Here is a 26,328-nt window from a genome sequence, read left to right on the forward strand (position 1 = left end):
ATATAACTACCTATATTATTTTATTTATTAAAAATAATATTTAAAAAATCTATAAATTAAACTTAAAATAATATAAATTCTTTAAAAATTGAATTAAATAAAATAATTAATTTATTAAACTTAAAAAATATAAATTCTTTAAAAATTGAATTAAATAAAATAATTAATTTATTATAGCTATTAATACATATTTTATCAACTATTTACTATTTAAATGATTTTCATGGAAACTAATTTCATGAAAATTTCTAAAAAAAGTGACTTATGAGACACTCCCATAATCTTTTTTTATTTTATTTACATTATGAGTCGTGATTATAATTATTATTTTCCGCTAATTTTATATATAACACCCAATAATAACCATTTAGATTATTAATAATTTTTACTGGTGCTATTTATATTTCCAAACGAGAATTCCAAAGAACAATCTTGAAATCAACTTTGTAAATCAAAAAAATCATGACTTTTAGTTACGATTCAAACAATAAAAAAATAAAAATAGAGGAGAAAAAATAAATAAATATCCTCCCAAAAAATGTTTAATCTTCTTTTTTAGAAACAACCATTCCAAGTAGAGTTAACAACACTAATATGATAGCTATTATCGGCATTCCTGTATTTTTCATAGTAGCAATAGCTACTGGATTGTTACTTGTTTTATTAGTATTATTAGTATCATTTTTGTTTTGTAGTTCAAATTCAACTGAAACTGGGTTACTATAATAGTTCAAATTGTCAGATGTAGCTGTAATCACATGAAGACCATCACTGAGTTTACTGCTTGGTATATGGATTCTTCCAACACCAAAAACATCAGTAACGATATATCCGATGTGTTTACCATCCAAATCAACACTAACTTTATAGTCTGGTATTGGATCGCCATCAACATCCGTTACTATGACAATAACATCTACAGATCCATCAGGATTTTTAACTACATCAATATCAACAATAGCTTCACCTTTTACAACATTAAAAGTTGTAGTATTGGTATAGCTGGAGTATTCATCGTTTCCATTATAATTTACTTTAGTATCGATGCTTCCTGTGTGTGTTGGTTTATAACTAAGAGTCCATTGACCATTAGAATCAGTAGTTAAAGGATAAATCTTACCATCAACAGTAACAGTAATTGGAGCATTAGCTACTGGATTACCATTCTCATCAACAAGTATTCCATCGATTGTTATGGTTTTACCCACTTTAACATTAGATGGAATGTTTATAGTTGAATTAACAGCTATTTTAGTAACATTGAAGCTAGTATTATTAGTAAAGCTTGTGTAATTTTCATTACCAGCAAAGCTAACGATAACCTCTAAATCAGTTCCAGTTCGGTTGGTAGTGTAATTTAACTCCCAATAACCAGAAGCATCAACAGCTACATTAGCAAAGAGCGTATCATCAACAGTAACATTAACAAAACCAATACCTGTATGATTAGCTAAAACACCACTAACAGTGACATTTTCACCAATATTCACAGAATCATGGTTCACAACAATAGTTGAATTAGTACTATTCTTATTCACTGTGAAAGTAGTAGAATTACTAAAAGCATCGTAATTACCATCAGCAGCAAAACTAACGATAACCTCTAAATCAGTGCCAGTTCGATTGGTAGTATAATTTAACTCCCAATAACCAAAACCATCAACAGCTACATCATTAAATAGTGTACCATCAACAGTAACATTAACAAAACTAACACCTGTATGATTAGCTAAAACACCACTAACAGTGACATCCTCACCAATTTGAGCAGGATTAGGGTTAAGAACAATAGTTGAATTAGTAGAAGCTTTTGTAGCAATGAAACTTGTAATATTATATGCAGCATCTAAACTAGCATTTAAAGTATTATTACCTACTTTTGGAACTGCAAACTCATAAATAAAACCATCATCGCGACTAACAACATAATCCACATTATTTAAAGTGCCATTAATTACAAAATCAGGTAAATTTTCAACACCAGAGTTATTAAGAGTAGTGTTCAAGATCAACAGATAAAAGCTAACAATATCACCAAAATGAACATCATCCAAACTACTGGAGTTAGTAATATTCAAAATATAATGATTATTAGTATCAATACCAAAAATCTTATTAGCTATATCATTAACTCCCCACCAATTATAATCAAAACTACTATCAGTAGTATCATAACCAGTGATATTAACACCAACCTGTGATATAATACGATTATACTCAACAGTAACATTAACCAAAGAACCAGTAAACAATTTAGTAAAATTCAAACCAGCACCATTCTCAGCATAAATATTATTACCCCTAATAACAAAATCACTAATGTTCCTAGCTAGATAGGTCTCGAAAACGAATCCATCACCAATTGTAGCATTAACAGTATTATTCAAAAACCTAATACCACTAGTATTACCATTATAAGAGTAAACATACACAGCATAATTACCACCAGTAATATTATTCTCATTAAAAGTTATATTGGTGTTGTTAGTGCTGTATGCAGACAGCCAAACACCATATTCAGATACTCCTGTGATATTGTTATTACTGAAGATAAATTGTGTGTTATTGCTACTGTATGCATACAGCTCAACACCATGTTCAGATCCTGTGATATTGTTATTACTGAAGATAACTTGTGAGTTATTGCTGCTGAATGCATACAGCTCAACACCATAGTCTCCTCCTACTATATTATTGTTAGTGAAGGTAACTTGTGAGTTGTTACTGCTAGATGCATACAGAGAAACAGCATAGTAAGATCCTCTTGTTATATTATTGTTAGTGAAGGTAGCTTGTAAGTCATTATTGCTGTATGCAACTAGATCAACACCATAGTCCCCTCCTGCTATATTATTGCTACTGAAGGTAACTTGTAAGTCATTATTGTTGTATGCATACAGATAAACACCATATTCAGATGTTCCTGTTATATTATTGCTAGTGAAGGTAACTTGTGAGTTGCTACTGCTGTATGCAACTAGATCAACACCATAGTCTCTTCCTACTACATTATTACTGGTGAAGGTAACTTGTAAGTCATTATTGTTGTATGCCTCCAGATAAACCTCACGTTCAGATACTCCTGTCATATTATTGTTAGTGAAGGTAACTTGTAAGTCATTATTGTTGTATGCAGACAGATAAACACTATGGAAAGATGCTTCTCCTATTATATTATTGCTACTGAAGGTAAGTTGTAAGTTGTTACTGCTGGGTGCATACAGAGAAACACCATATTCAGATGTTCCTGTGATATTATTGTTAGTGAAGGTAAATTGTGAGTTGCTACTGCTGTCTGCATACAGATGAACACCACTGCCTGTTCCTGTGATGTTGTTGTTTTCAAAAATCAAATCAAGAGAACAGCCAACAGCATCAAAACGAACACCATGAGAATCCGCCACACCATTAGCAGTTATATTATTATTAATCAAAGAAACACCAATAATAGCCCCACTATAATCTGGAGCATAAGCATAAACAGCACCATAATTATAATTATCTATTGAAGAAACAATAACATTGTCCTTAATACTTATTCCAGTTAAATTCTCACCAGAGCTATTTAAATTAATACTAATATCGTTAGTTGTAATATTATTGCCCATAATAGCTAAATCACTAGAATTTGAACTTATAGCTGTATCATAACCAATAATAGTTAAATTAATAATGCGAACATTCGGTGCAGTAATATTAAACAGAATACCAGACCCAGAACCTGTTATTACTGGATTATTTTTACCTTGAATAGTAGCATTACGAGTTATATTTATCTGACCTAAATTAGTGTATGAACCACTAGTAAGATTAATTTCTAACTCATCATCAGTATCAGTATCAATAATATTCTGAAAATCCTGAGTGTTATTAGTATTAGTAAAATCATAAGAACCAGCACTAACACCAGATAGAGTAAAACAAACCAAAATAGCTAAAACTATTAAACTAAATGACATAAATCGTTTATTTTTTATAAACATTTTTATTTTCACCTCCTGATCTAATCAATCAGATGCAAAAAATCTATAAAATATTTAATAAAATAATATTATATAGAAAGTTAGAAAATATAGAGAATAATCACTATATCTAACAAGAATAATTATATCCTATGCCATATATAAACCTTATTGAAAAGTAATATATATATATATATATATATATATATATATCATAAACAAGTAAACAAAAACAATGAAAGAACTTAAAAATGCCAAAAACATAGGAAAAAAAGTATAAATGTAAAAAATAGGGCAATGTGAGTCTTTGAGAATAAATTATTTTTCATGAAAAATAATTCTCTCATTTACTAAATAAATAAATTTAAGGGAATTTTAGTTTAGTGATTTAGACTTTTGACCACGATTCATTATTTTTATTAAATAAAGTTAAAAATATAATTATTAGTATTGTTATCAGTAAATCATCTAAAATAGAATTCTGTTTCATTATCATTAGGAATCCAATCGTTTTCAATATTATCAGCTGTTATAGCTAATTTACCATTACTAAATTTACCACATTTCTCAAGAAGTTTACAAGCTCTTGCATGAGCATATTGAATAGATGCACAACCTCTTTCAAAACTAAGGGCCTCATCCCATTTGAAAGTGATATGCTTTTCAGGTGAAAGTTTAGATATATAGTACCTAATAGCTCCAATACCAATTTCTTCAGATATTTTAGCTATTTCATCAGAATTTAAGTCTGTTCTCCGTGTTTGAACTTCTTTTTTAGCTCGAATAATAGCTTCTTGGATTAATTCATCTACTGAAATGAACACTCCTCTTCGAGTTGACATTGAACCTTCAGGTAGTGTGATGAACTCATAAAATATAACTTCTGGAGTATTTTCATCTAGTAAATCTAAAGCAATACTGATTTGTTCAATAGCCAATTTATGATCAGAGCCCAATATTAAACTTTTAAATAAAATTTTTTTAAGTTAATGGCATTCGTTTAATAATATAATTAAATATACAAAGACTCATAATGCTGTGTTAATGCTTTATTTATTTTATTGACTCAATTATTTCTTTAATAGCTAATTCTGGATCCTTTGATTCATAGATAGAACGTCCAATTATTAAAGCGTCTGCATATTTTAATGTTTCTTTTGGATCTCCACCTTGAGTTCCAACTCCAGGTGATATAATAAATGAATCATCTCCAACAATGTTTCTAATTGTAGATAATCTAGCTATTCTTGTAGAGGGGGCCACATAATTTTTAATTCCTAAATCTACTCCCATTTTAGCTATTTCATCAGCCACATTCTGAAGGAACATTTTAGCTCCAGGATGTGACATTTCAGTTAATAGGAATATTTCTTTATCATATACCTTTGCTTGATTAATACAAGCTTCTACACTATCGCTACCTACAAATCCATGAACAATTAAAGAGTCTGCTCCAGCTTCGAATGTTAATTTAGCTATTTTACTGTTTGTTTCTGGGATATCTGCAACTTTGTAATCACAAATAATTTTAAAATCAAAATTTTCCTTAAAGACATTTATACTTTCTAATCCTTCAGATAGAGTTAATGGATATCCTATTTTTATGGTATTTATATATTTTGATAAGGTTTCACATAGGTCATATGCCTCAATAACATTCATTTGATCCATAGCTAATATAATATTGTTTTCAACTTCCATAATTATCATCTTGTTTTGGTAACTATATTAATTCTTCTTTTACTTTATTTTTATTTTGATAGTTAATTAATTGATGGTTAATCTATAATAATTATTTATTCTAATTTAAATGATTTCAAATTTTTCTTATGTTTTCAAATTTTTCTTTATAAATAATTAAATCAAGTTAATTTAAATTAATTAAAGTTTACTAGAAAAAAATAGTAATCTTTATATAGAATGGATTCATAATTTTTAGTATATCAAATATACTTTAAAAAATATAATGTTAATTTTAATATTAAATTAATAATTAATATTATTTTTAAATTACTGATATAATTATTTTAATTAATAAGGTGGTTATTCTTATTAATTAATAAGCTGGTTATTCTTATTAATAATTAATTGATATTAAATACACATTTAAAAGAAAGTTTAATTAATAAAAATTAGGAAATGATAAAAATGCATATTATGGAAGGATTTTTACCACTGGAATGGTGTATAGTATGGTTTGCACTTTCAATACCGGTGGTATTATATGGAATATTGAGAATTAAAAAAATTACTGAAGAAGTACCTGAATCTAAATCATTATTGGCTGTTAGTGGTGCATTTATGTTCATACTTTCTTCATTGAAGATTCCATCTGTCACAGGAAGCTGTTCACACCCTACAGGTAATGGTCTTGGAGCGGTAATATTTGGTCCAGCAGTAGCAGCTGTTCTTGCAACTATTGTTTTACTATTTCAAGCGATACTTCTTGCTCATGGTGGACTAACTACTTTAGGGGCTAATATATTTTCTATGGGTATCATAGGACCATTAGTTGCTTGGATTGCTTATAAATCTATTACTAAGGCAGGATTAGGTTCTGTAATAGCTATATTCTTTGCAGCATTTTTAGGAGATTTATTAACTTATGTTACTACTGCAATACAACTATCTTTAGCATTCCCTATTCCAACTTTTGGAGATGCATTATTTAAGTTTTTAGTAATATTTGCATACACTCAACTACCATTAGCTATAGCTGAAGGATTGTTAACAGTTGTTATTTGGAATGGTTTAAAATCACTAAAACCAAGACTTTTAGAAAAATTGAAAGTAATCAATCCAAAATATGAAAATCTTGCAGAAACAGAAAACATTCCAAAACCAAATTAAATAACTAAATAATGACAAATATATGAGTTGATTTAATGAAAACTAGAAATGTAAATGTGATTTTAATTATTCTTGTGATTGTAATAGCTATTTTGCCCTTAGTCATGTATTCTGGCTTAGGTGAAGATGAAGGATACTTTGGAGGATCTGACAATGAAGCAGGAGCAGTAGTTGAAGAATCTGGCTATGTTCCATGGTATGAATCCATTTGGGAACCTCCAAGTGGTGAAATAGAAAGTTTATTATTTGCACTTCAAGCAGCTATTGGGGCAATAATCATTGGTTATTTCTTTGGTTATTGGAAGGCTGAATCTAAGTATAGAAAGGATAAATAATATAATCAAACTTAAATTAAAAATTTAAATTAAAAAATTAAGATAAAGTTCACTTTAACTAGAGTTAAAGTTGAACTTAATATATAAAAATTAAAGATGTGGTATCGTTGGCTTTAGAAATTGATTATATAGCACATAATAACAATCTAAAAGATGTTGAATCCAAAATAAAGATTGCAATATCTGGACTACTGTTACTTGTAGCTTTAATAGCCAATATACCAATTGTTTCTATTTTAATATTTTTTATTGCAGCTATATTTCTTTTAGCTATTGCTAAAATACCAGTTAGATTTTATTTAAAATTTATCTCAATTCCACTTAGTTTTGCAGTTATTACTACAGTTTTCATGATTTTCTTTTTTGGAACTGGAACTATACTATGGGATACTGGAATTTGGGGAGTGGTTGTTCGAGAAGATGCTCTTAATTTAGGAATTACAACTTTTCTTCGAGTAATGGCTTGTTTTTCAGCTTTAGGAATATTATCTATGACAACTCCAGTAAATGAGATTCTTCATTTTTCAGCTAAGTTGAAAATACCTAAAGTATTTTTGGAAATAGCTATGCTAATGTATACCACAATTTTCATATTTTTAGATCAATTTGAAGCTATGAGTAATGCTCAAAAAACAAGATTAGGATACAATGGATTGAAAAATACTTATAGATCATTGGGGCTATTGATGAGTAATCTTTTCTTTAAATCTTTAGATAAAGGAGAAAAACTACAAAATTCTTTAGATTCTCGATGTTACAGTGGTGAATTTCCTGTTTATAAAAAATAAATGGTCAAATATATGGATAATAAATCATTTATAATGTTCATTGGAATATTATCTGGACTTCTGTTTGGTATTGCAACACCTTTCAGTAAAATTCTTCTTTCTAATTTGAATTCATTTCAGTTAGCAGGTTTACTTTATTTAGGCTCAGGTTTTTTTACAATTCCTTTATTGATTAGAAATTATTATAATCAACAAAAAAAATCTAAAGAAAGAAAAGAAAATGATAATGTCTTTAAAGATACAAACACTTATAAAAATTTTGAACCTAAAGATAAAGATTATAAATCTGAACATACCTTCAATTCTAAGCATACTTTAAATTCTAAGCATACATTTAATTCTAAGCATTCTCTAAATTCTAAGCATACATTAAATTCTAAACATACTTTAAATTCTAAGCATTCTCTAAATTCTAAGCATACTTTAAATTCTAAGCATACTTTAAATTCTAAGCATACTTTAAATTCTAAGCATACTTTAAATTCTAAGCATACTTTAAATTCTAAGCATACATTTAATTCTAAGCATACTTTAGACTCTGAATATACTTTAAATTATAAGCATATTCTAAAAAATAGCTTTAACTTAAATAATCTGAAAATTATTTTTATTTTGTTATTTGGGGGGATTTTAGGGCCTTTATTTTTGATGTTAGGTCTTTCATATGGTAGTGCAAGTTCAACTTCTATTTGGTTAAATATGGAACTTGTAGCTACTGCTATTTTAGGAGTTCTAATTTTCAAAGATCATTTGGATAAATATACTTTATCTGGATTAGTTTTAACATTCATCGCAGGAATAATAGTTTCTTGGAATGGGGGACTTAGTAATATAATTTCAGTAATATTTGTAGTTATAGCTTGTTTCTGTTGGGGGGTGGATAACCAACTAACTTCAATTGTTGATAATTACTCTCCTGAATTTATTACTTTCTTAAAGGGAATGATTGGTGGAGGAATAAACTTTGGAATTGGAATGTTCATCAATGGGTCTTTTATTTTTGGTACTCTAAGTTATGCCATATCTATTGACTCCATTATTTACGCTATAATTCTAGGTATTATATCTTATGGAGTAAGTATAGTATTGTTTGTAATCAGTGCTCAAAATTTGGGAGCAACCAGAAGTCAAATGTTATTTTCAACTGCTCCATTTTGGGGAATACTATTTTCAATAATAATTTTAAATGAACCATTTACTTTACAATTGGTATTTTCAATGATTCTTTTAATAGTTGGAATTATTTTAATGAATATCTTGGTTCATGAGCATGAGCATGGCCATGAAGTAATTGAACATATTCATTTACATTCTCATGATGATGATCACCACAATCATTTCCATAATACTTTAAATTATAGTAATTATAATAAGAGTCATGAGTTTGATTTTGAAAAATTGTCTATAGATGAGAATAATCATGAATCTGCAGATGATAATTCATTAGATCAAAAAAAACATACTCATCATCACAAACATAAAAAATCTAATCATAGCCATAGTCATTTTCCTGATTTACATCATAAACATGACCATTGAAACTTAAAAAATAATTATTAATACAATAACTATAAAAAATACATATTTTAATTGTTATTTAAAAATAAGGAAGAATTCCTTAAAAGCTTATTTACTATTATATACAATACATTAATTAAATACCGTGTTTATTATTTAAACCATTGATACTTTTCATGATTCTTAATAATGAATATTGTAATGATTATCTGTTAAATCTAATTATATGGTTTCATAATCATGATAAAGAATATTTAATGATAATCTATTAAATTTATCATATAGTCTTATAATTATTATTATTATTAATAATAATATGCATTAATGATTTATTAAATTTAATAAAATAATTAAGTCATGATTTAAAAAATTAATCTAAGAAATTTTTAACTAATGATACTCAATCAGAGGAATTATATGAATATAATTGAAGCAAAGAACATAGTTTATGAATATCCAGATGGCACAGAAGCTTTAAAGCACATTGATTTTAAAGTAGAGAAAGGAGATATTGTAGCTTTACTTGGACCTAATGGTGCTGGGAAATCTACTTTGTTTCTACATTTCAATGGAATTTTAGAACCTGCCAGTGGTGAAATTTTAATAGATAATAAAAGATTGAAGTATGATAGAAAAAGTTTGTTGAAGGTTCGTCAAAAGATTGGAATAGTCTTCCAGAATCCTGATGATCAGCTATTTGCCCCTACTGTTGAAGAAGATGTAGCTTTTGGTCCTTTGAATATAGGTCTATCTCAAGAAGAAGCTAAAAAGCGCGTAGAGGATTCTCTTAAAAAAGTTGGGATGGAAGGTTTTGAGAAAAAACCACCTCATCATTTAAGTGGTGGTCAAAAGAAGAGAATAGCTATTGCAGGAATTTTAGCTATGGGTCCTGAAGTCATGATTTTAGATGAACCCACTTCTGGACTTGATCCTAAAGGAGCCTCTAAAATATTGAAGTTATTGTATAAACTCAATGATGAAGGAATGACTATAATAATATCAACTCATGATGTTGATCTGGTTCCTATCTATGCAAAGAAGATAAATGTAATAAACAAAGGAAAAATCATTAAAGAAGGGACTCCCCATGAAGTTTTTGATGATGTTGATATCATAAGAAAAGCAAATTTACGTTTACCTAGAATAGCTCATCTAGTTGAAATATTAGAAAAAGAAGATCAATTTAAACTAGCTGATCATTATCCTTTAACAATAGGAGAAGCTAGAAAAAGCATATTAGAGCATATTGACAAATAATCTCATATATTAAATATAATGGATACATTTTTTTTTACATTATTTTATTTTAATAAAGATGATATTTATGTAATTTATTTTAAGAAATATGATATTTATGTAATTTATTTTAAGAAATATGATATTTATGTAATTTATTTTAAGAAATATGATATTTATGGGCTCTGTCAAAAATTATTGTGAAAGAGTGTTGTAAATTTGTGTTAATTTGAGAAAAAGTTAATACAATTTGTGCGGTAATTATTATGTATGAGTAAAAAACCACCGCACAAGTTTATTTGTGCTGAAGATGTATTTAAATCTAATGTAAAATTGGAAAATGATGTATTGATTATTGATCCCTCTGTTTCTCCATCTTTCATTCGGGAGTTGGAAAAAATAGTTAATAAATCTATAATGATCATTTATTCGGAAGGAGAAAATTTAAAATGTCCATTGTGCGGAGAAAAATTAAGTAAAAATGGATTTCATAATCGTTTGTTAAATAAATCTGATTTAATCCATTTACAAAAATACAAATGCTCGAAAAAAGACTGTGAATTTGAAAAAAGAACAAATATCGATAATATTGTCCCTAAAGGATGTAATTATGAAATTGATGTGAGACATGAACCTATAAAACAAAATGAAATCTCATACATGTCATTAGAAAAAATATCCGAAAATATAGATCTTAAATATCAATCTAAACCTTCAAGACAATCAATCCTTAATTTTTTAGACAATGAAGGGGAAAAATACCTCGATGATGAATGTAATGATTTATTTGAATATGATAATAATGAATTAAGTGGTGTTTTTGCTATAGACGAACAATTTCCATCAGTTAATGGAGAATACAGAGCAAGACCAGTAATAATGGATGTACACACAAATATAATCCTCAATGATACAATATTACCTATTGAAGAACTGGATGTTGATTTTAAAGAAAATTTCTTAAAAACCACATTAAATGGAAAAACCATAAAAGGAATAGTTTCTGATGGTGACAAATCATATGCAACCATTATTGACAAAATTAAAGTCCCACATCAACTTTGTAACTTTCATTTAATGCAAAATTTAATGAATGAATTAATAAAACCTATTAACAAATTAAACAGAAAAATAAAATCCAATACCAAGAAAATAAATGATATCAAAGAAAAATTACCTTCTTTCAGATCTAAAAAAGTCCAAAAAAAGAATGAAAAGAAAATTAAAAAACTAAAATCAGAAATAAGAAAATATAAAGCCGAATTAAAAGAACTTGAAAACTATAAAGAAAGAATATCTAATATATTTAAACAAAAAAATGTTAAAAAAGCTAAAAGACGATTTAAAACTCTATACAACAATTTAAAGAACTTACCTCCAGTTGTCGCGACTTTTATTCAGCGATTAAATAAAACTTTTGATAAAGCTGTAAATCACATGGTTTATGAATATTTACCATCAACCAATAATCAATTAGAATGTTACAATGGTGTATCATTACCCGATAACCAGAAAAAAACCTATAGAACAGACAGAGGATTAGAAAGAGCCATAAAATTAGGTAAAAAAAGATGGATGGAAAGAAATAGAAAACCAAATTAAAAATTAAAATCAGAAACCATCACAATAATTTTTGACAGAGCCATTTATGTAATTTATTTTAAGAAATATGATATTTATGTAATTTATTTTAAGAAATATGATATTTATGTAATTTATTTTAAGAAATATGATATTTAGGTAATTTATTTTAAGAAATATGATATTTAGGTAATTTACTTTTCTTATTTTAATTGAATGGGAAATAATTCGGCATTGTCTAAAATTCTGCTGATTTTTTTGAAAATCTGTAAATGTTAGTTAAAAAGATGTTTTTGTTTTAATGGTGTGTTTTGGAAAAAAAGTTATTATAGTTTGGTGGTTATAATTTATTATTACGCCTAAAAACAAAAATAGATAAATTTAACTGACTATTTTTTTTTAAATAACTTAAAATATTTTTTAATAATTTTAAAATATTTTGTATAAATAAGTCTAAAATATTCTATTATAATACGGCTTTTTAGAAGTCTTTTTTTGTTAGTTTTGTGTTTATTTGTTTATGTTGTATAATTGTGTTTTTTGGGGTTTGTTTCTTTTTGTTTGATGTTTGTTAGGTTTTGATTTTATTTGTTCCACTAGTTTTCTTTTTAGTATGCTACTTACATTTTCTATGTTGTTTCTTTTTGAATATATTTTTTGTCTGATATTATTGGGCTTTTGAGTCTATAGTGTCCTTTTTTAGCTTTTTCATTGTTTTTTTGTTTACTTGATTTATGATATATATCAATTATTTTTTAATAAGATTTATATAAGATGTAGGATATAGTTATCCTTGTTAGGATATAGTGATTACTCTCTATATTTTTTAACTTTCTTTATTATATTAAATATGTATCTGATTGATTAGATCAGGAGATGAAAAAAATAATGATTTCGAAAATAAACAATTTAATTGAAAATGACTTTTTAAGTATGGAAGCGAATATTCCTCTGTTTAACAGAGTTCGTTTAAGGAATGCGGTACTGATAACCTTCTTATTTTTGTGCTTTTTTGCACTATTGTCTGGTGCTAGTGCTGCTAACTTTAATAGCTCTTCTAATAATCAGGATATCCAGGCTTTCCTCAGTAATACCTCTGCAGGTGACAATGAGCTTGTTTTTGAGGGAGGGACCTATAACCAGATCACTAGTTTAAATGTTTCAAGAAGTGTTAACATCTCATCCGCCGGTCAAGTGAATATGGTAGGTACTGGTAGACTCTTTAATATCACAGCTCCAAATGTAAAGATAGTTAACTTGAATATGAGTGGATATAACACAGCTATTAATTCAAATAGGGGTAATTTATCAGTTATTGGTTGTAATATGAGTACAATCGATATTAGTGTCAATTTGTCTGGTGCTTCTTTAACTGGTGTATTACTGGAAAATAATACTATAATTTCTTCTGTAAGCAACTACAATTATGGTGCTGTATATGTAAACGCTACAACTGGCTCAGTTGTTAACATTGCGGTTAAAGGTAATAATATCCGATGTAACGGGACATCTAGCTCGGATGGCGTGCGTTTCAACGTTGTTAATTGTAATAATGCTCTAATGTTCGAAAACAACAACATCACAGGAACATCATCTGGTGTTTGGCTTATTGCAGAAACCAGCAAAAATAACATAACCATCATCAACAACAACATCACAGGAACAGGCGGATACGGTGTTTATCTTCGTGCATACACCAACAGTAATAACAACATAAGCATCGCCAATAACAACATCACAGGAGGACCATCCGCAAACGGTGTTCGTCTTAGTGCATACACCAGTAACAACAACATAACCATCGCCAACAACAACATCACAGGAACATCCGGACACGGTGTTGCTCTGGATGCATACACCAGTAACAACAACATAAGCATCGCCAACAACAACATCACAGGAACATCATACGGTGTTGAGCTTCGTGCATACACTAGCAACAATAATATCACCTTCACTGATAACAATATTAGAAGTCCATCTGGTATGTATGTTAACTGTTATAATCGAGGTTTTAGTGGTTTGTCTGTAGTGAATAATACTATTAATGCTACTAGTGCTTATGGTAGTGGTATTGGGTTTGCTAGTCTTAATTCTGTTGATTTGAGTGATATTTTTGTTTCTGGTAATAATATTTTTGCTGGAACAGCTTATGGTATTAATTTTGCTGATGGTCTTAATTCTGTAAATAATGTTACTATCAATTATAATCGTGTTTTAGCTGTTATTGGTTTGAATATTCCAACTATGACTAGTGGTATAGATGCGAACCTTAATTGGTGGGGAGTTAACGATATAACTGGTAAAATTAGGGGTATTAATACTAGTAATCATTATATTTTGAATATTACTAACTCTAGTAGTTTAAATAATGTTCATATTGGTGATAAGGTTAGATTTTCTCTGTTAGTCTTGAATACTACTTTGTCTAATACTGGTGTTGAGAATTTACCTGATTTTGTTATTGATGGTACTTTTAATGGTGTAGCTTATAATTCTAGTCGTGGTGATAATTTTACTTATATGTTTACTGTTTTATCTTTAGGAATTCAGACTTTAGATGCTTCTTTAGATGAAGAATATATGAATATAACTTTTTATGCGATAAAAAATTCCACTAATTCTACTATTGTTGTTAGTCCTAATCCTGTGAGTATTGGCGAGAATATTACTGTTAGTGGTGTTTTAGCTAATTTCACTGGGATAACTAGTGTTAATGTTACTGTTGATGGTAATTTCTTTACTAATGTAGCTGTTGATGGTTCTGGTTATTGGGAGTTAAACTACACTACCAACCGTATTGGAACTGATTTAGAGGTTATTGTTAGTTTTGTTGGTAATGATAATTATACAAGCTTTAGTAATGTTGCTAACTTTAATGTTACAAAGGCTAATGCAACTATAAACATTAGCTTACCAAATAATGCTACTTATGGAGAAAATTCTACTATCAATGGTAATATCACTGATGTTAATGGTAGTCTAATAAATGGAACATATAACATTACAGTAACTATCAATGGTATGGATTACAATGTAACTGTTGTTGATGGTTTATGGAGTTTAACAATACCTAATAGAAATGCAGGAATAGCTAATGTGAATATATTTTTCTCTGGAAACAGTAACTACAATAATGCAACAATAGCTACTAACTATGCTGTTAATCCAAAGAATCTTGGAACTACAATCACAATAACCTCAACAAAAAACGGTAATAAGATTACTTACAAAATCACACTCAAAGATAGTGAAGGAAATATTTTAGCTAATCAAACAGTTACTTTAGCTATTGCAGGTAAAACTGTAAGTCTTAAAACTAATGGTGCGGGTGTTGTACAATACACATTCACTGCAGCTAAAGCTGGTAAGTATCAAGCAACTGCGACATACAATGGTTTAAGAACAACAAATATCATATACAATAAATCAACTAAAAAATCTAGTACCGTTGAAGTAAAAGCTAGTAAAATAAAAATAGCTAAAATTCAAGGAAATAGCGTCAAGAAAAGATCCTATAAACTCTACTATAAAGTTTACACAATTAAGAATTATGGTGATTTAACTGGATCACGAAATTTCAAAAAATACTTCAAATTACAACTAAAAAGCACTGCTAAAAAAGGTCTAGTCTACTTAAACTACAACAAAAAAGCTAAATTGTTAAAAATATTTGTTAAAAACCTAAAAGCCGGAAAAATCGTAAAAGTCAAACTAACATTCTACAAACCAACAAGAAGATAAAAGTTAGTATAAGAATAATTGACAATAATTAAACAAAAACAAATTTTTTTCGAGGATAAAATTGATTTTTTTCTTTATCTTCTCTTTTTTATTTTTTATTATTATGAACAAAAACTTATAAATAACAATTATAATATTATTTTATTAATCTTTTTTTTACTAATTTTTCAATTATCTCATTATCCATATCATCTATATCTTTTTTTCTTTTTTCTTCTATTTTTCCTTTAAATTTATATAGTAGGAATTACAACCTATATTTAAGAAATATTTTTTGTTAGGTTGTGTTTTTTATGGTTTTAAAAGATGATTCGATTAATCAACAGCTTTTAGTTCCTATTGATTTGAAAAATTTAATTCCTGATGATCACCCTTGTTATTTGATTCAAAATATTAAAAGAATTGGGAAAATCTAATCAAAAAACAATTAGTTTGAATGATCCTGAAACACGCTGGTGTTGAATAAAAAGAATCAATTGGAATTTGATTATAATTTACAGATTGGTGTAGATGATTATAAAGGAATAGTTCTATCTATAGGAGTATCAAATAATCCTACAGATTTTAACGAATTAATACCTCAAATAATTCAAATTGAAGAAAATATTGGTGATTTAACAGAAAATACTCAAATTTCAGCAGATAATGGATATTCAACAGATGAAAACATGGAATATTTAGAAGAACATCGCCTTGATAGCTATATATAAAGTAGAAAACTTTCAAGAAAATTAAAAAACCTTAATAAACTCGAAAAACTATATTCAAAAGATAATTTCATTTTCAATATTGAAGAAAACACATATATTTGTCCCGAAGGACAAATTCTAGATAAAAAAGGAAAATACGAAAATGATAAAAAAACTGTTTATTGGACAAATAACTGCAAATATTGCTTAAAAAAGAAAAATTCGTAGGAAAATACCGATATCGAACGATAATTGACTATGGAAATCCTTCTAAAATTAGAATTCAACGAAAAATGGAAGAAAAATGGGCTCAAAAAATATACAAAAAAAGATCAAAAACAGTAGAATGGCCATTTGGCAATATAAAAAGAACTTAAAACTTAATGAATTTAATACAACTGGAATAAAAAGAACACAAACCGAAGCCAAATTAATAGGAATTTCACACAATTTAAAAAGAATATACAAAGAAATAAACAAAAATAACTAAACATACACAACAAAAATAAAAAATAAAAAAAATAAAAAATAAAAAAATTAATTACAGTTTTCTTCTATAAGCAATAATTCCTAAAATAGCTATTGCAAAAAGTATATTCAATGGAACACCAGTAGGTTTCATACTAGCATTAGCTGAATCCACAAATTCAGTGTCATCATCAGTACTTGCACCAGAACCACTAGAACTACCTCCAGAATTACCACCAGAACCAGTATCAGTGCCATTATCAGTGCCATTATTGTTAGTATCGTTATTATTTGGATTGTCATTGACTATTAAAGCATTTAAAACAGTAGCTAAAACAAAGAGATTATCACCTTCAAAGGTAGCTCCAAGGATGAATTCACCTGAACTTAAGACCTTATAATTAATAGAAGCTTTTCCTTCACTATTAGTTACACCCTGACCAATGTATTCACCATTGAGATAAAACATGACAGTTCTATTAGCTAATGGATTACCATTACTATCTAATAATGTGGCAGATATAGTAATAGTTTCTCCTTTTTCTCCGGTTATGTTATTGATACTTAAAGAAGGATTACCTTTAGTAAAGTTAACATTAACAAGAGTGCTATTACCATTATATACATTGTTACCAATGAAAGTAACATTCAAACTACCTTCATAAGGTTCTTCGATAAGATAAGGTATAATAGCTACACCATTGATAAATTCAACATTATTATATGTTCTATTTCCAATAGTAACATTAGAAGTTGTATTGATACCACCACTAAGATAAACAGTAACATTAACTGTATCACCAACACCACCATTAGAAATATTATTGATACTTAAAGAAGGATTACCTTTAGTAAAGTTAACATTAACAAGAGTGCTATTACCATTATATACATTGTTACCAATGAAAGTAATATTCAAACTACCTTCATAAGGTTCTTCGATAAGATAAGGTATAATAGCTACACCATTGATAAATTCAACATTATTATAGGTTCTATTTCCAATAGTAACATTAGAAGTTGTATTGATACTTTCATTAAGATAGACAGTAACATTAACTGTATCACCAACACCACCATTAGGAATATTAGCTACAATAGTTAAATTCCCTTTAAATGCAGAGAATTGCAACATAACATGTTGATTATTTAAAGTAGCTCCAATAGTTTGTAGACCTTCATCTGGTATGGTAAAGTTGTAAACAAAAAGATCATCACGACTACTGTTAAAATCAACACCATCAAAGGTACCATTAACAACTGTATAAGGCAAGTTTCCAACACCATCATTTGTTAAGGAAGTATTTAATACTAAGAGTAAAAAACTAACAACATCACCAGGTTTAAGATTATCTAAGCTACTAATGTTAGTTATATTCAAAATATAATGATTGGTAGTGTTGAATCCAGAGACCATGTTAGTGATATTATTACTACCCCACCAATTATAATCAGCATCGATTGATCCACCACTACCAATAAATAGCTGTATTGCCCCAAAGTTAGTATTAGGCGTACTTGTAGGAGTATTATTTAAAAAGATACAGTAGTTAACTTTAAATCCATTACCTAAATTAAAGATTGCATGACCATCCAATAAAAAAAATGTGGCCCTATTACCTATAAACAATGAATTAATAACTGTGAAATTATCTCCTGGAGGATTGCTTAATGGAGCTGGAGCACCATTAGCTATTGCACCACCAGTCCATGCAGTATTATTAATAAATACTGAATTATTTACAAGACAGTTAATTGCGGTAACTCCACTATTTATAATAGCTCCACCACCTCTTGCATCATTTCCAATGAATGTGCAGTAATCAACAAGAAGATAAGAACCACCACTGCCTCCAGTATTTATAGCTCCAGCATCACAATCATTGTTTGTAAACGTTGAGTTGAATACTGTAAGATAATGTCCACTATTTGCAATAGCTACTCCATATGTACCAGTATTATTGGTAAAGGTAGAGTTAGCTATCGTGGTATTATTTCCTGTGTGAGTAATATGTATCCCGCCTTCCCATGCATCATTAGCTATGAAGCTTGAGTTATTAACCGTGAAATATAGGTTATTTGTACTTGTAATAGCTCCACCATGCCTAGCAAAATTGTAAGTAAATACAGAGTTCTCTATTGTGAAGTTACTTCCTCCAAAGTTGTAGATAGCTCCTCCCTGAGAATCAGAGTTAGTTGCATTGTTACGATTAAATGAAGAATCATTGATAAATGTATTATTTCCTCCATTGTTCATAATAGCCCCACCATTACTTGCATTATTATTTGAAAAGCTACAACCTAAGATATTTAAGGTAGATCTATTATTGTATATGGCTCCACCATCACTTGTTGTATTAGCATTGATAAAGCCAATATTAATAAACGTTACAAATAGATTAGGATTGATAGTGAATATCCCACTTTTTCCTTGTGCATCAATAACCACAGAACCTTTAGAACCATTTCCTTTTAAAGTGATATTTTTACTTATGGTTATATTATAATCCTGATTTATCTTGTTATAAGTTCCAGGAGCAAGGCTAACAACCTCATTATCGCCAGCACTATTTATAGCACCATTTATACCACCAGTAGAAGTATCATTAATACTTTGATCAGCTGCACTAAGCCCTTGTAAACTAAGAATAATTAAAGATAGGACTATCAGTGTAAAACCTGTGTGGATTAAATCTTTTTTGAATTTTTTCAGTTTCTCACCTCCATTATATTTTATTATAAAAATAAATGAATATCAAATAAATTTAATACATTAAATCATATAACTAAAGACAATAAATTAACTATTGCAATAATAGGATATGGTTAATAATGTATCATAATCATATTATATTCATTAAGATATATAAACTTTAAATTAAAATAGAATAAGATAAAATAAAATTAATAAAAAAAGATAAAATAATATGAATAAAAAAACTATTTTTCAGAGTTGAAATGATTTTTGGCCACGACTCATTTTAAGAAATGTGGTATTTAGAGTAATTTCTTTTTTATTTTAATAATGACGATATCTAAATAGTTTCCTAACAATTTTGTTTTTGAAGTAAGACTCAGATTATTATTATTCGTTTATTAAGATGGATCGTAGAGTAAATATACTCATGGATAAGTTTTAGAAGGAAAATTTGGTGTTTTGAGAATATTATTGAAATTTGGGACTTCCAAAATTATCTGATGGTCGGACATTCCTACTATTAGTAAACTTTATATACTTTTTATAATTATATATATCAAACAGTTAATCAAGTATATTTTATATTTTTTCAAGTAAATTTTAATTTTTATTTACCTATTGTAGTAAAAAGAAATATGCTTCATGGAACAATTGTTTTATTTTATTAATTGGGACTTGTGATTCTTTATTTCTTATTATTAATTCTATTTGATTGACTAAAAAAGATTAAATCAATATGTAAAATCAATATCTAATATTTATTAGTTATTCAATGGGATATTTATTGGTTATTCAATGGGATATTTATTAGTTATTAATCGGTATGTTGATTTTTTCATTAATTTAAACTTTGAGGTGAAGTATGTTTAATTTGAACAAGTTTTTTTTGGTAAGTGTTTTACTTATCATTTGTTTGTCTTGGGGAGTTGTTGTTGCTGAAACGGTTTCTGCAGCTAATAAAGACATTTATGTATCGTCTTCTGGAGATGATTCGTCTAATTCAGGCAATTTAACTAGTCCTTATTCTACAGTAGAAAAAGCTATTAATGGATCTGGTGATTCTGATAATGTTAAAATCTATTTAGGGGAGGGAATTTTCAGAGGTGTGGGAAATACGAAAATTGGAATAAATAAGGCTCATAAAAGCCAAGGAGGAAGTATAACAATAATTGGACAAGGTAAAGATAAAACATTCATTGATGGAGATTTTGCATCATACATTTTTGATATAAAAGCAGATTCTATTGTAAGTTTATATAATCTTACTATTCGTAATTGTAAAAATACACAAGGTGGATCAATTGTAAATAGTGGTAATCTATCAATTACTAATTCTAATTTTGAAAACAATCAAGCAACATCGTATGGTGGTGCTATCTATAGTTATAGTTACGAGAATAATGTTCAGTTAAATGTTTTTAATTCTACATTTAATAATAATACTGCTTCACCGGCATCTTATGGTGGTTTTGGTGGTGCTATTTATGCTCCATATTCTAAAATTGATAATTGTAACTTTACAAATAATTTAGCTTCTAACAACATTATCACTTTAAATAATGTGAATTCAAGTATTAGTAATTGTTATTTTATCAATAATACTGTAAATGGATCAGAGAGTTATGGTGTTTTGTATGTTTCAAGTGGTTCTATAATTAATAATACTTTTACTAATTGTACAAGTCCTAATAGTGTTTCAACACCAAGTATATTTATCAGTGGAGCCGTTTATCTTAAAAATAACACAATAATAAACTGTTTTAATAGGAATGGTCAAAGTTTCATAAGATCTGATAATGCAGATGTTAATCTTAATTTGACTTTTATTAACAATTCTACTATGAATATTAATAACCTGAATAATATCATTTTAACTGCTTATGTAACTGATGATAATGGTAATATTGTTAGTGGAGCTTATATCTACTTTATTATTCAAGGTATCCTGAATCAGTCTAGTTCAACTAATAATTCGGGAATTGCTAGATATACATTCACACGTTTATTAGACAATGGTTTATATGTTGTTTCTGGATCTGGATATTACAGTTTCCAAAATATTTCAATCGTTAATGGTACTCTAAATGTCACTGTTGATAGAACTCCTATAACTTATTATGTTTCTAATGATGGTAATGATGATTATGGGGATGGATCATTAGCTAATCCTTATAAAACAATTAAAAAAGCAATAGAGGAAGGATTTGCTCTTTCATTGTATCCTACAATCAAGATTTTAGAAGGAACATATAAAGGTGTAGGTAATACAAACTTATCATTTACAGATATGGGCATTTTAACTATAATAGGCGTTTATAATAAAACAATAATAGATGGAGAATTGCTTAATTGGGGATTAAAGTTTGGAACATATACTCAAAGTAATATAATTAATATGAGTTTTATCAATTGCCACAGTGCTAATTATAATGATTATAGTTTTATTTATGCAAATGCTGCTTCAAACATTACTAACTGTAATTTTATAAATGGTTCTGCTAACACTTATTTGGCTGGTGTATATCTCATTAATGGTGGTAATGTCATCAATTCCACATTTATTTCTTGTTTTTCAGGTTATTCAAATAGTATCTTATATATTTATTCTGCTGGACTAATTGAGAATTGTTCTTTTATAAATAATAAGGGAACTAGAGGAATATTACAACTAGTATCTGGAACAAATTTCACAGTTAAAAATTGTTTTTTTATAAATAATACTCTCAATGAGAGTGGTGCAAATGGTATATTATATGGTACATTTAATAGTATAAATAACAATTTTATTAATAATTCTGCTCCTACTAATGGTGCAGTTATAAATGGAGGTTTTAACAGTACTAATGATACATTCATTAACAACAATGCAATAAATGGTGCAATTACTAGTGGTTCTGGTACTTTTACTAATGCTAAGTTTATTAATAATTCTGCTTCAGGTAATGGTTCTGTAGTATATGTGTATCAAAATGGTATAGTTGATTTTATAAATTGTAGTTTTGATGGTAATTATGCTAATGGTACTGGTAACCCAATATTCATTTACAGTAGCTTAAATAGTGTTGGTACTTTAACTACAGGCAAAATTAAAAGAGTTAATGTAACTTATCACTCTGTTTATACAAACAAATATGCTTTTACTTTAACAGCATATGTTACTGATGCTGAAGGTAATATAATACATGGGGGATATTTAAGATTCTATGCAGACGATAAATATTTAGGGATAGCACCAATAATTAATGGTACAGCTACATTAACTTATATTGGATTTTCTAATGGAAATTATACTATTACTGGAGATTGTCCATCTGGTGAAGAAGTATCAATTAATACAGCTAATTTAGAAGTAAATGCTAACCTTAAGGACAACACAACTTTTTATATTTCTCCAAATGGAAGTGACTCTAGCGGTAATGGTTCTAAAGATAATCCATTTAAAACAATCGACCATGCACTGAAAAAAGCTTATGAAAACTCCAAAAAGATATTTATATACATTTTAGGGGGTAATTATGCTGGAATTGGTAATGTAAATATAACATTACCTGGCGATTTTAACATTACAATAATTGGTGCAGGAAAAGATAAAACTTTTATCCATGGTGAGAACCAAAGTTGGATATTTGAAATACTAACTGGTAGTGGGGTATTTGAAATTAAAAACCTTACTATTCATGATGCTAATATGAAATATAATGCAACAAATTCAATTTATACATCTCCTATCATGATTTCACAAGGCGTTTCTGTTATTATTCATGATGTGAATATTATTGATGGTAATGGTTATGAAGGTGGTGGAATAAGAAATGCAGGAAACCTTACACTCATAAATGTAAACATCTCTAATTGTGGAGATATGGGTATGAATTCAGGGTCTAATCAAGGAGGTGCAATATATAACTATGCTACTGGTATAATTTATATGGATAACTGTATTTTAAGAAATAACACTGCTAAATATGCTACTGCAATATATAATCAAGGAAAAATAACAATTAAGAATTCTATTATAGCTGATGGGCAAAGAATTGCTGGTTTAACTGGAGATGGTAATGCAATTACAAGCTTTGAAGCAGCTATACTAATTGTTGAAAACTGTATATTTTCAGGACATAAAACTGGATATGGGGTACAAGCATATGGTAATAATACTATTGTGAATAATTGTACATTTATTGATACTTATAATGGTGTGTATATAATAGGTAATGTTACTAATTCGCTATTTAAAAATATTAATCAGACTGGAGTTTATGTTCGTGGAGCAGTAGATATTTTCGGCTGTATTTTTGAAAATAATACAAGAGCTATATATGTATCCCAACAAAATGCCACAGTATCAAATTCCATAATTTTAAGTCCTATTGAAGTAACACAATATGGTAATTTAATTGCTAATTATAATTGGTGGGGCACTAATGACAAACCATCTATTTTAGGTTCTCTAAATTATACTTTAGATTATTGGGTCGTTTTGGATGTGGTTTTGAGTGATGTTTCTGGTTATAGTAATTTAATCACTGCTAGTTTAGATAAATTTACAGATGGCGTTGATATTTTCCAGTTTAATGGTTATTTACCTGTTCGTGATTTTGTTTTAACTACTAATGCAACTAATGCTAATATAAACAATGTTGAAACTAATGCAAACATTGTTAAAGGCCTATTTAAAGCAGATAAATATGGAAATTATTCAATTAGTGCTATTGTTGATGGTTATGTTCTAACTAAAGATTTTACTTTAGTTCCTTTAAATACTACTACTGATATTAGTGTTTCCAGTAGTAAAGGTAAAAACGGGACTAAAATTATTATAACTGCTTTTGTTAATAAGTTAGGTGTTAATAATACTGATATTAATGAGGGTAATGTGAAATTTTACATCAATGGTAAATTAATTGGTGTTGCTGATGTTTCTAATGGCTGTGCAGTATTTGAATGGGTGATAAACGAAACAAATGGAAATTATAAATTATATGCACTTTTTGAAGATACTGAAACCTATGTTGGTTCTGATTCTGAAACTGACTTTGAAGTTTTAACCTTACTAACTAATGTTACCATTACATTGTCTAAAGTTAGTGGTAATTCCAATGATAAAGTGACTATTATTGCGACTGTTACTGATGAATATGGAAACTTGGTTAATAGTGGTTTAATTGAATTCTATGTAAATGGTAAATATTTAGGGACTTTTAATATTGAAAATGGTAAAGCAACTAGTAATTGGACTGCATCAGGTAACCCTGGTAAATATCTTATTATAGCTAAATACATGGATGATTTAACTTATGTTAATAATCAAGTAGAAACTAATTTTGAAATTAATAAACTACAAACTTCTATAAGTATGAATGCTTTTAAAGGAACTTATAATAAATACATTGTATTACAAGCAACTTTGAAAGATGGTAGTGGTAAAGCTATTGTGAATAAATTGGTTAAGTTTTATGTTAATAATAATTTTGTTGGCCAAGCTCTAACTAATTCCAAAGGAGTTGCTTCCTTAAGTTATAAAGTTAAAAAAACAGGCTCTTGCACTGTTAAAGCTTTGAGTGACACTGATAGTAATTATTTTGGCATTAGTAAATCTAGTAAATTGTCAGTCCCTAAAATGAGTAATGTTAAAATTATAAATAAGGCTACCACTAAAAGGAAAAAAATTACTTTCAGAAGTGTTTTAGCTAATCTTGGACCCGATAAAACTAGCTTCAGTATTTACTATAAGATCCCTAAAGGTGTTAAAATTGTTAAACCTAAAGTTAACAATGGTGTTGCTAAGTATAATAAGAAAAGTGGTGTTTTGACTTGGATTGTTAAAAATTTAAAACTTAATAACTCTAAATCTGCTATTTTAACAGTTACTTTTTCTGTTAAAAAAGGCAAATATTCAATCAAACCAGTGGTTAAAAAAACCAGCTATATTCTTTTCTCTGGCAATAATGTTCTGAAAAATATTAAAGTTAAATAAGAAAAAGTGACAAATGCAAGTTTTGTTTCATTAAAAGTGAGAATAAGTTAATTTCTTATTTTTCACTTTTTTAATTCATTTTTTTGAATTTTACTAGTGAAATTTTACTATAATAAATTATATGGGGTTCTATATGAATAGAAAGATGTTTTAGTAATGATATAAACATTTCTAACTTTGTTTTAGTAGACAAACTTTTTAGTAATAATGTAAACTCTTCTAATTTTTTTTAGAAAAGTTTATATATTTATATATGTCATATAATTTATTAAAGTAAATTTTATAAATAATCAAATAAACTTTATAACATATGAATATCATTAGAGATTTATAAAAGCTTTAGATAAATTGATTGTTAAAATTGGGATAAATGAATTATTGAAGTTTTAGATAAATTGATTGTTAAAATTGGGATAAATGAATTATTGAAGTTTTAGATAAATTGATTGTTAAAATTGGGATAAATGAATTATTGAAGTTTT

General features: G+C 27.9%; 14 protein-coding genes and 1 pseudogene. 11 read left to right on the forward strand and 4 right to left on the reverse strand.

Translation table 11 applies throughout. The annotated features are described in order from the left end of the window. Positions 1 to 542: 542 nt before the first annotated feature. The 3 genes and pseudogenes from MBCUT_RS10215 to pyrF form a co-directional block, all read right to left on the reverse strand. Positions 543 to 3,983 carry a right-handed parallel beta-helix repeat-containing protein gene (locus tag MBCUT_RS10215; RefSeq protein ID WP_157082592.1) on the reverse strand — a complete coding sequence of 1,147 codons (3,441 nt, stop codon included), beginning with the start codon at positions 3,981 to 3,983 and terminating at the stop codon, positions 543 to 545. A gap of 458 nt (positions 3,984 to 4,441) precedes the next feature. Further along, positions 4,442 to 4,921, reverse strand: a pseudogene (gene argS, locus MBCUT_RS10220) (arginine--tRNA ligase domain-containing protein); the annotation flags it as partial. 94 nt (positions 4,922 to 5,015) lie between these two features. Continuing rightward, on the reverse strand, positions 5,016 to 5,663 hold the full coding sequence (pyrF, locus tag MBCUT_RS10225) for an orotidine-5'-phosphate decarboxylase (RefSeq protein WP_067260738.1): 648 nt from the start codon (positions 5,661 to 5,663) through the stop codon (positions 5,016 to 5,018). A gap of 447 nt (positions 5,664 to 6,110) precedes the next feature. Between pyrF and cbiM the strand changes: the two genes are divergently transcribed. From cbiM to MBCUT_RS11430, 10 genes are all read left to right on the forward strand, one after another. Continuing rightward, positions 6,111 to 6,812, forward strand: coding sequence for a cobalt ECF transporter S component CbiM (gene cbiM / locus MBCUT_RS10230; RefSeq protein ID WP_067260741.1), 702 nt, complete (start codon positions 6,111 to 6,113; stop codon positions 6,810 to 6,812). A gap of 35 nt (positions 6,813 to 6,847) precedes the next feature. Beyond that, positions 6,848 to 7,147 (forward strand): energy-coupling factor ABC transporter substrate-binding protein, encoded by a 300-nt coding sequence (locus MBCUT_RS10235; protein WP_067260743.1) that lies wholly within the window; start codon positions 6,848 to 6,850, stop codon positions 7,145 to 7,147. Between the two features lie 107 nt (positions 7,148 to 7,254). Next, positions 7,255 to 7,935: a cobalt ECF transporter T component CbiQ gene (gene cbiQ / locus MBCUT_RS10240; protein ID WP_067260746.1), complete on the forward strand. Its 681-nt coding sequence runs from the start codon at positions 7,255 to 7,257 to the stop codon at positions 7,933 to 7,935. Between the two features lie 12 nt (positions 7,936 to 7,947). Further along, a complete protein-coding gene (locus MBCUT_RS10245) occupies positions 7,948 to 9,474 on the forward strand; it encodes a DMT family transporter (RefSeq protein ID WP_157082594.1) in 1,527 nt (508 codons plus the stop codon). Between the two features lie 402 nt (positions 9,475 to 9,876). After that, positions 9,877 to 10,710 carry an ATP-binding cassette domain-containing protein gene (locus MBCUT_RS10250; protein ID WP_211263810.1) on the forward strand — a complete coding sequence of 278 codons (834 nt, stop codon included), beginning with the start codon at positions 9,877 to 9,879 and terminating at the stop codon, positions 10,708 to 10,710. A 249-nt stretch (positions 10,711 to 10,959) separates the two neighbouring features. Beyond that, the gene (locus MBCUT_RS10255; RefSeq protein ID WP_067260755.1) at positions 10,960 to 12,291 is read left to right on the forward strand and encodes a transposase; all 1,332 of its coding nucleotides are present in this window, start codon (positions 10,960 to 10,962) and stop codon (positions 12,289 to 12,291) included. An 855-nt stretch (positions 12,292 to 13,146) separates the two neighbouring features. Beyond that, positions 13,147 to 16,014 (forward strand): beta strand repeat-containing protein, encoded by a 2,868-nt coding sequence (locus MBCUT_RS10260; RefSeq protein WP_084270823.1) that lies wholly within the window; start codon positions 13,147 to 13,149, stop codon positions 16,012 to 16,014. A 293-nt stretch (positions 16,015 to 16,307) separates the two neighbouring features. Continuing rightward, complete coding sequence (locus MBCUT_RS11800; RefSeq protein ID WP_281177989.1) at positions 16,308 to 16,430, forward strand: hypothetical protein; 123 nt, start codon at positions 16,308 to 16,310, stop codon at positions 16,428 to 16,430. Positions 16,431 to 16,472: 42 nt separating this feature from the next. Next, the gene (locus tag MBCUT_RS11630; protein WP_245634995.1) at positions 16,473 to 16,724 is read left to right on the forward strand and encodes a transposase; all 252 of its coding nucleotides are present in this window, start codon (positions 16,473 to 16,475) and stop codon (positions 16,722 to 16,724) included. Between the two features lie 283 nt (positions 16,725 to 17,007). Then, positions 17,008 to 17,193 carry a hypothetical protein gene (locus MBCUT_RS11430; protein WP_169805445.1) on the forward strand — a complete coding sequence of 62 codons (186 nt, stop codon included), beginning with the start codon at positions 17,008 to 17,010 and terminating at the stop codon, positions 17,191 to 17,193. A gap of 51 nt (positions 17,194 to 17,244) precedes the next feature. On the opposite strand, the gene MBCUT_RS10275 is transcribed toward MBCUT_RS11430, so the two are convergent. After that, a complete protein-coding gene (locus tag MBCUT_RS10275; protein ID WP_067260764.1) occupies positions 17,245 to 19,620 on the reverse strand; it encodes a beta strand repeat-containing protein in 2,376 nt (791 codons plus the stop codon). A 1,111-nt stretch (positions 19,621 to 20,731) separates the two neighbouring features. Here MBCUT_RS10275 and MBCUT_RS10280 point away from each other — a divergent pair. Then, entirely contained in the window at positions 20,732 to 25,846 is a 5,115-nt protein-coding gene (locus MBCUT_RS10280; protein WP_067260767.1) for a beta strand repeat-containing protein, read from the forward strand. Positions 25,847 to 26,328: the final 482 nt, after the last annotated feature.

This window comes from Methanobrevibacter cuticularis, from assembly GCF_001639285.1.
GTDB lineage: Archaea > Methanobacteriota > Methanobacteria > Methanobacteriales > Methanobacteriaceae > Methanobaculum > Methanobaculum cuticulare.

Excerpts from the sequence above, each read along its gene's own strand:
- MBCUT_RS10215 (WP_157082592.1), bottom strand. The coding sequence starts at position 3,983 with ATGTTTATAAAAAATAAACGATTTATGTCATTTAGTTTAATAGTTTTA.
- pyrF (WP_067260738.1), bottom strand. The coding sequence starts at position 5,663 with ATGGAAGTTGAAAACAATATTATATTAGCTATGGATCAAATGAATGTT.
- cbiM (WP_067260741.1), top strand. The coding sequence starts at position 6,111 with ATGCATATTATGGAAGGATTTTTACCACTGGAATGGTGTATAGTATGG.
- MBCUT_RS10235 (WP_067260743.1), top strand. The coding sequence starts at position 6,848 with ATGAAAACTAGAAATGTAAATGTGATTTTAATTATTCTTGTGATTGTA.
- MBCUT_RS10245 (WP_157082594.1), top strand. The coding sequence starts at position 7,948 with ATGGATAATAAATCATTTATAATGTTCATTGGAATATTATCTGGACTT.
- MBCUT_RS10255 (WP_067260755.1), top strand. The coding sequence starts at position 10,960 with ATGAGTAAAAAACCACCGCACAAGTTTATTTGTGCTGAAGATGTATTT.
- MBCUT_RS10260 (WP_084270823.1), top strand. The coding sequence starts at position 13,147 with ATGAAAAAAATAATGATTTCGAAAATAAACAATTTAATTGAAAATGAC.
- MBCUT_RS11800 (WP_281177989.1), top strand. The coding sequence starts at position 16,308 with ATGGTTTTAAAAGATGATTCGATTAATCAACAGCTTTTAGTTCCTATT.
- MBCUT_RS11430 (WP_169805445.1), top strand. The coding sequence starts at position 17,008 with ATGGGCTCAAAAAATATACAAAAAAAGATCAAAAACAGTAGAATGGCC.
- MBCUT_RS10280 (WP_067260767.1), top strand. The coding sequence starts at position 20,732 with ATGTTTAATTTGAACAAGTTTTTTTTGGTAAGTGTTTTACTTATCATT.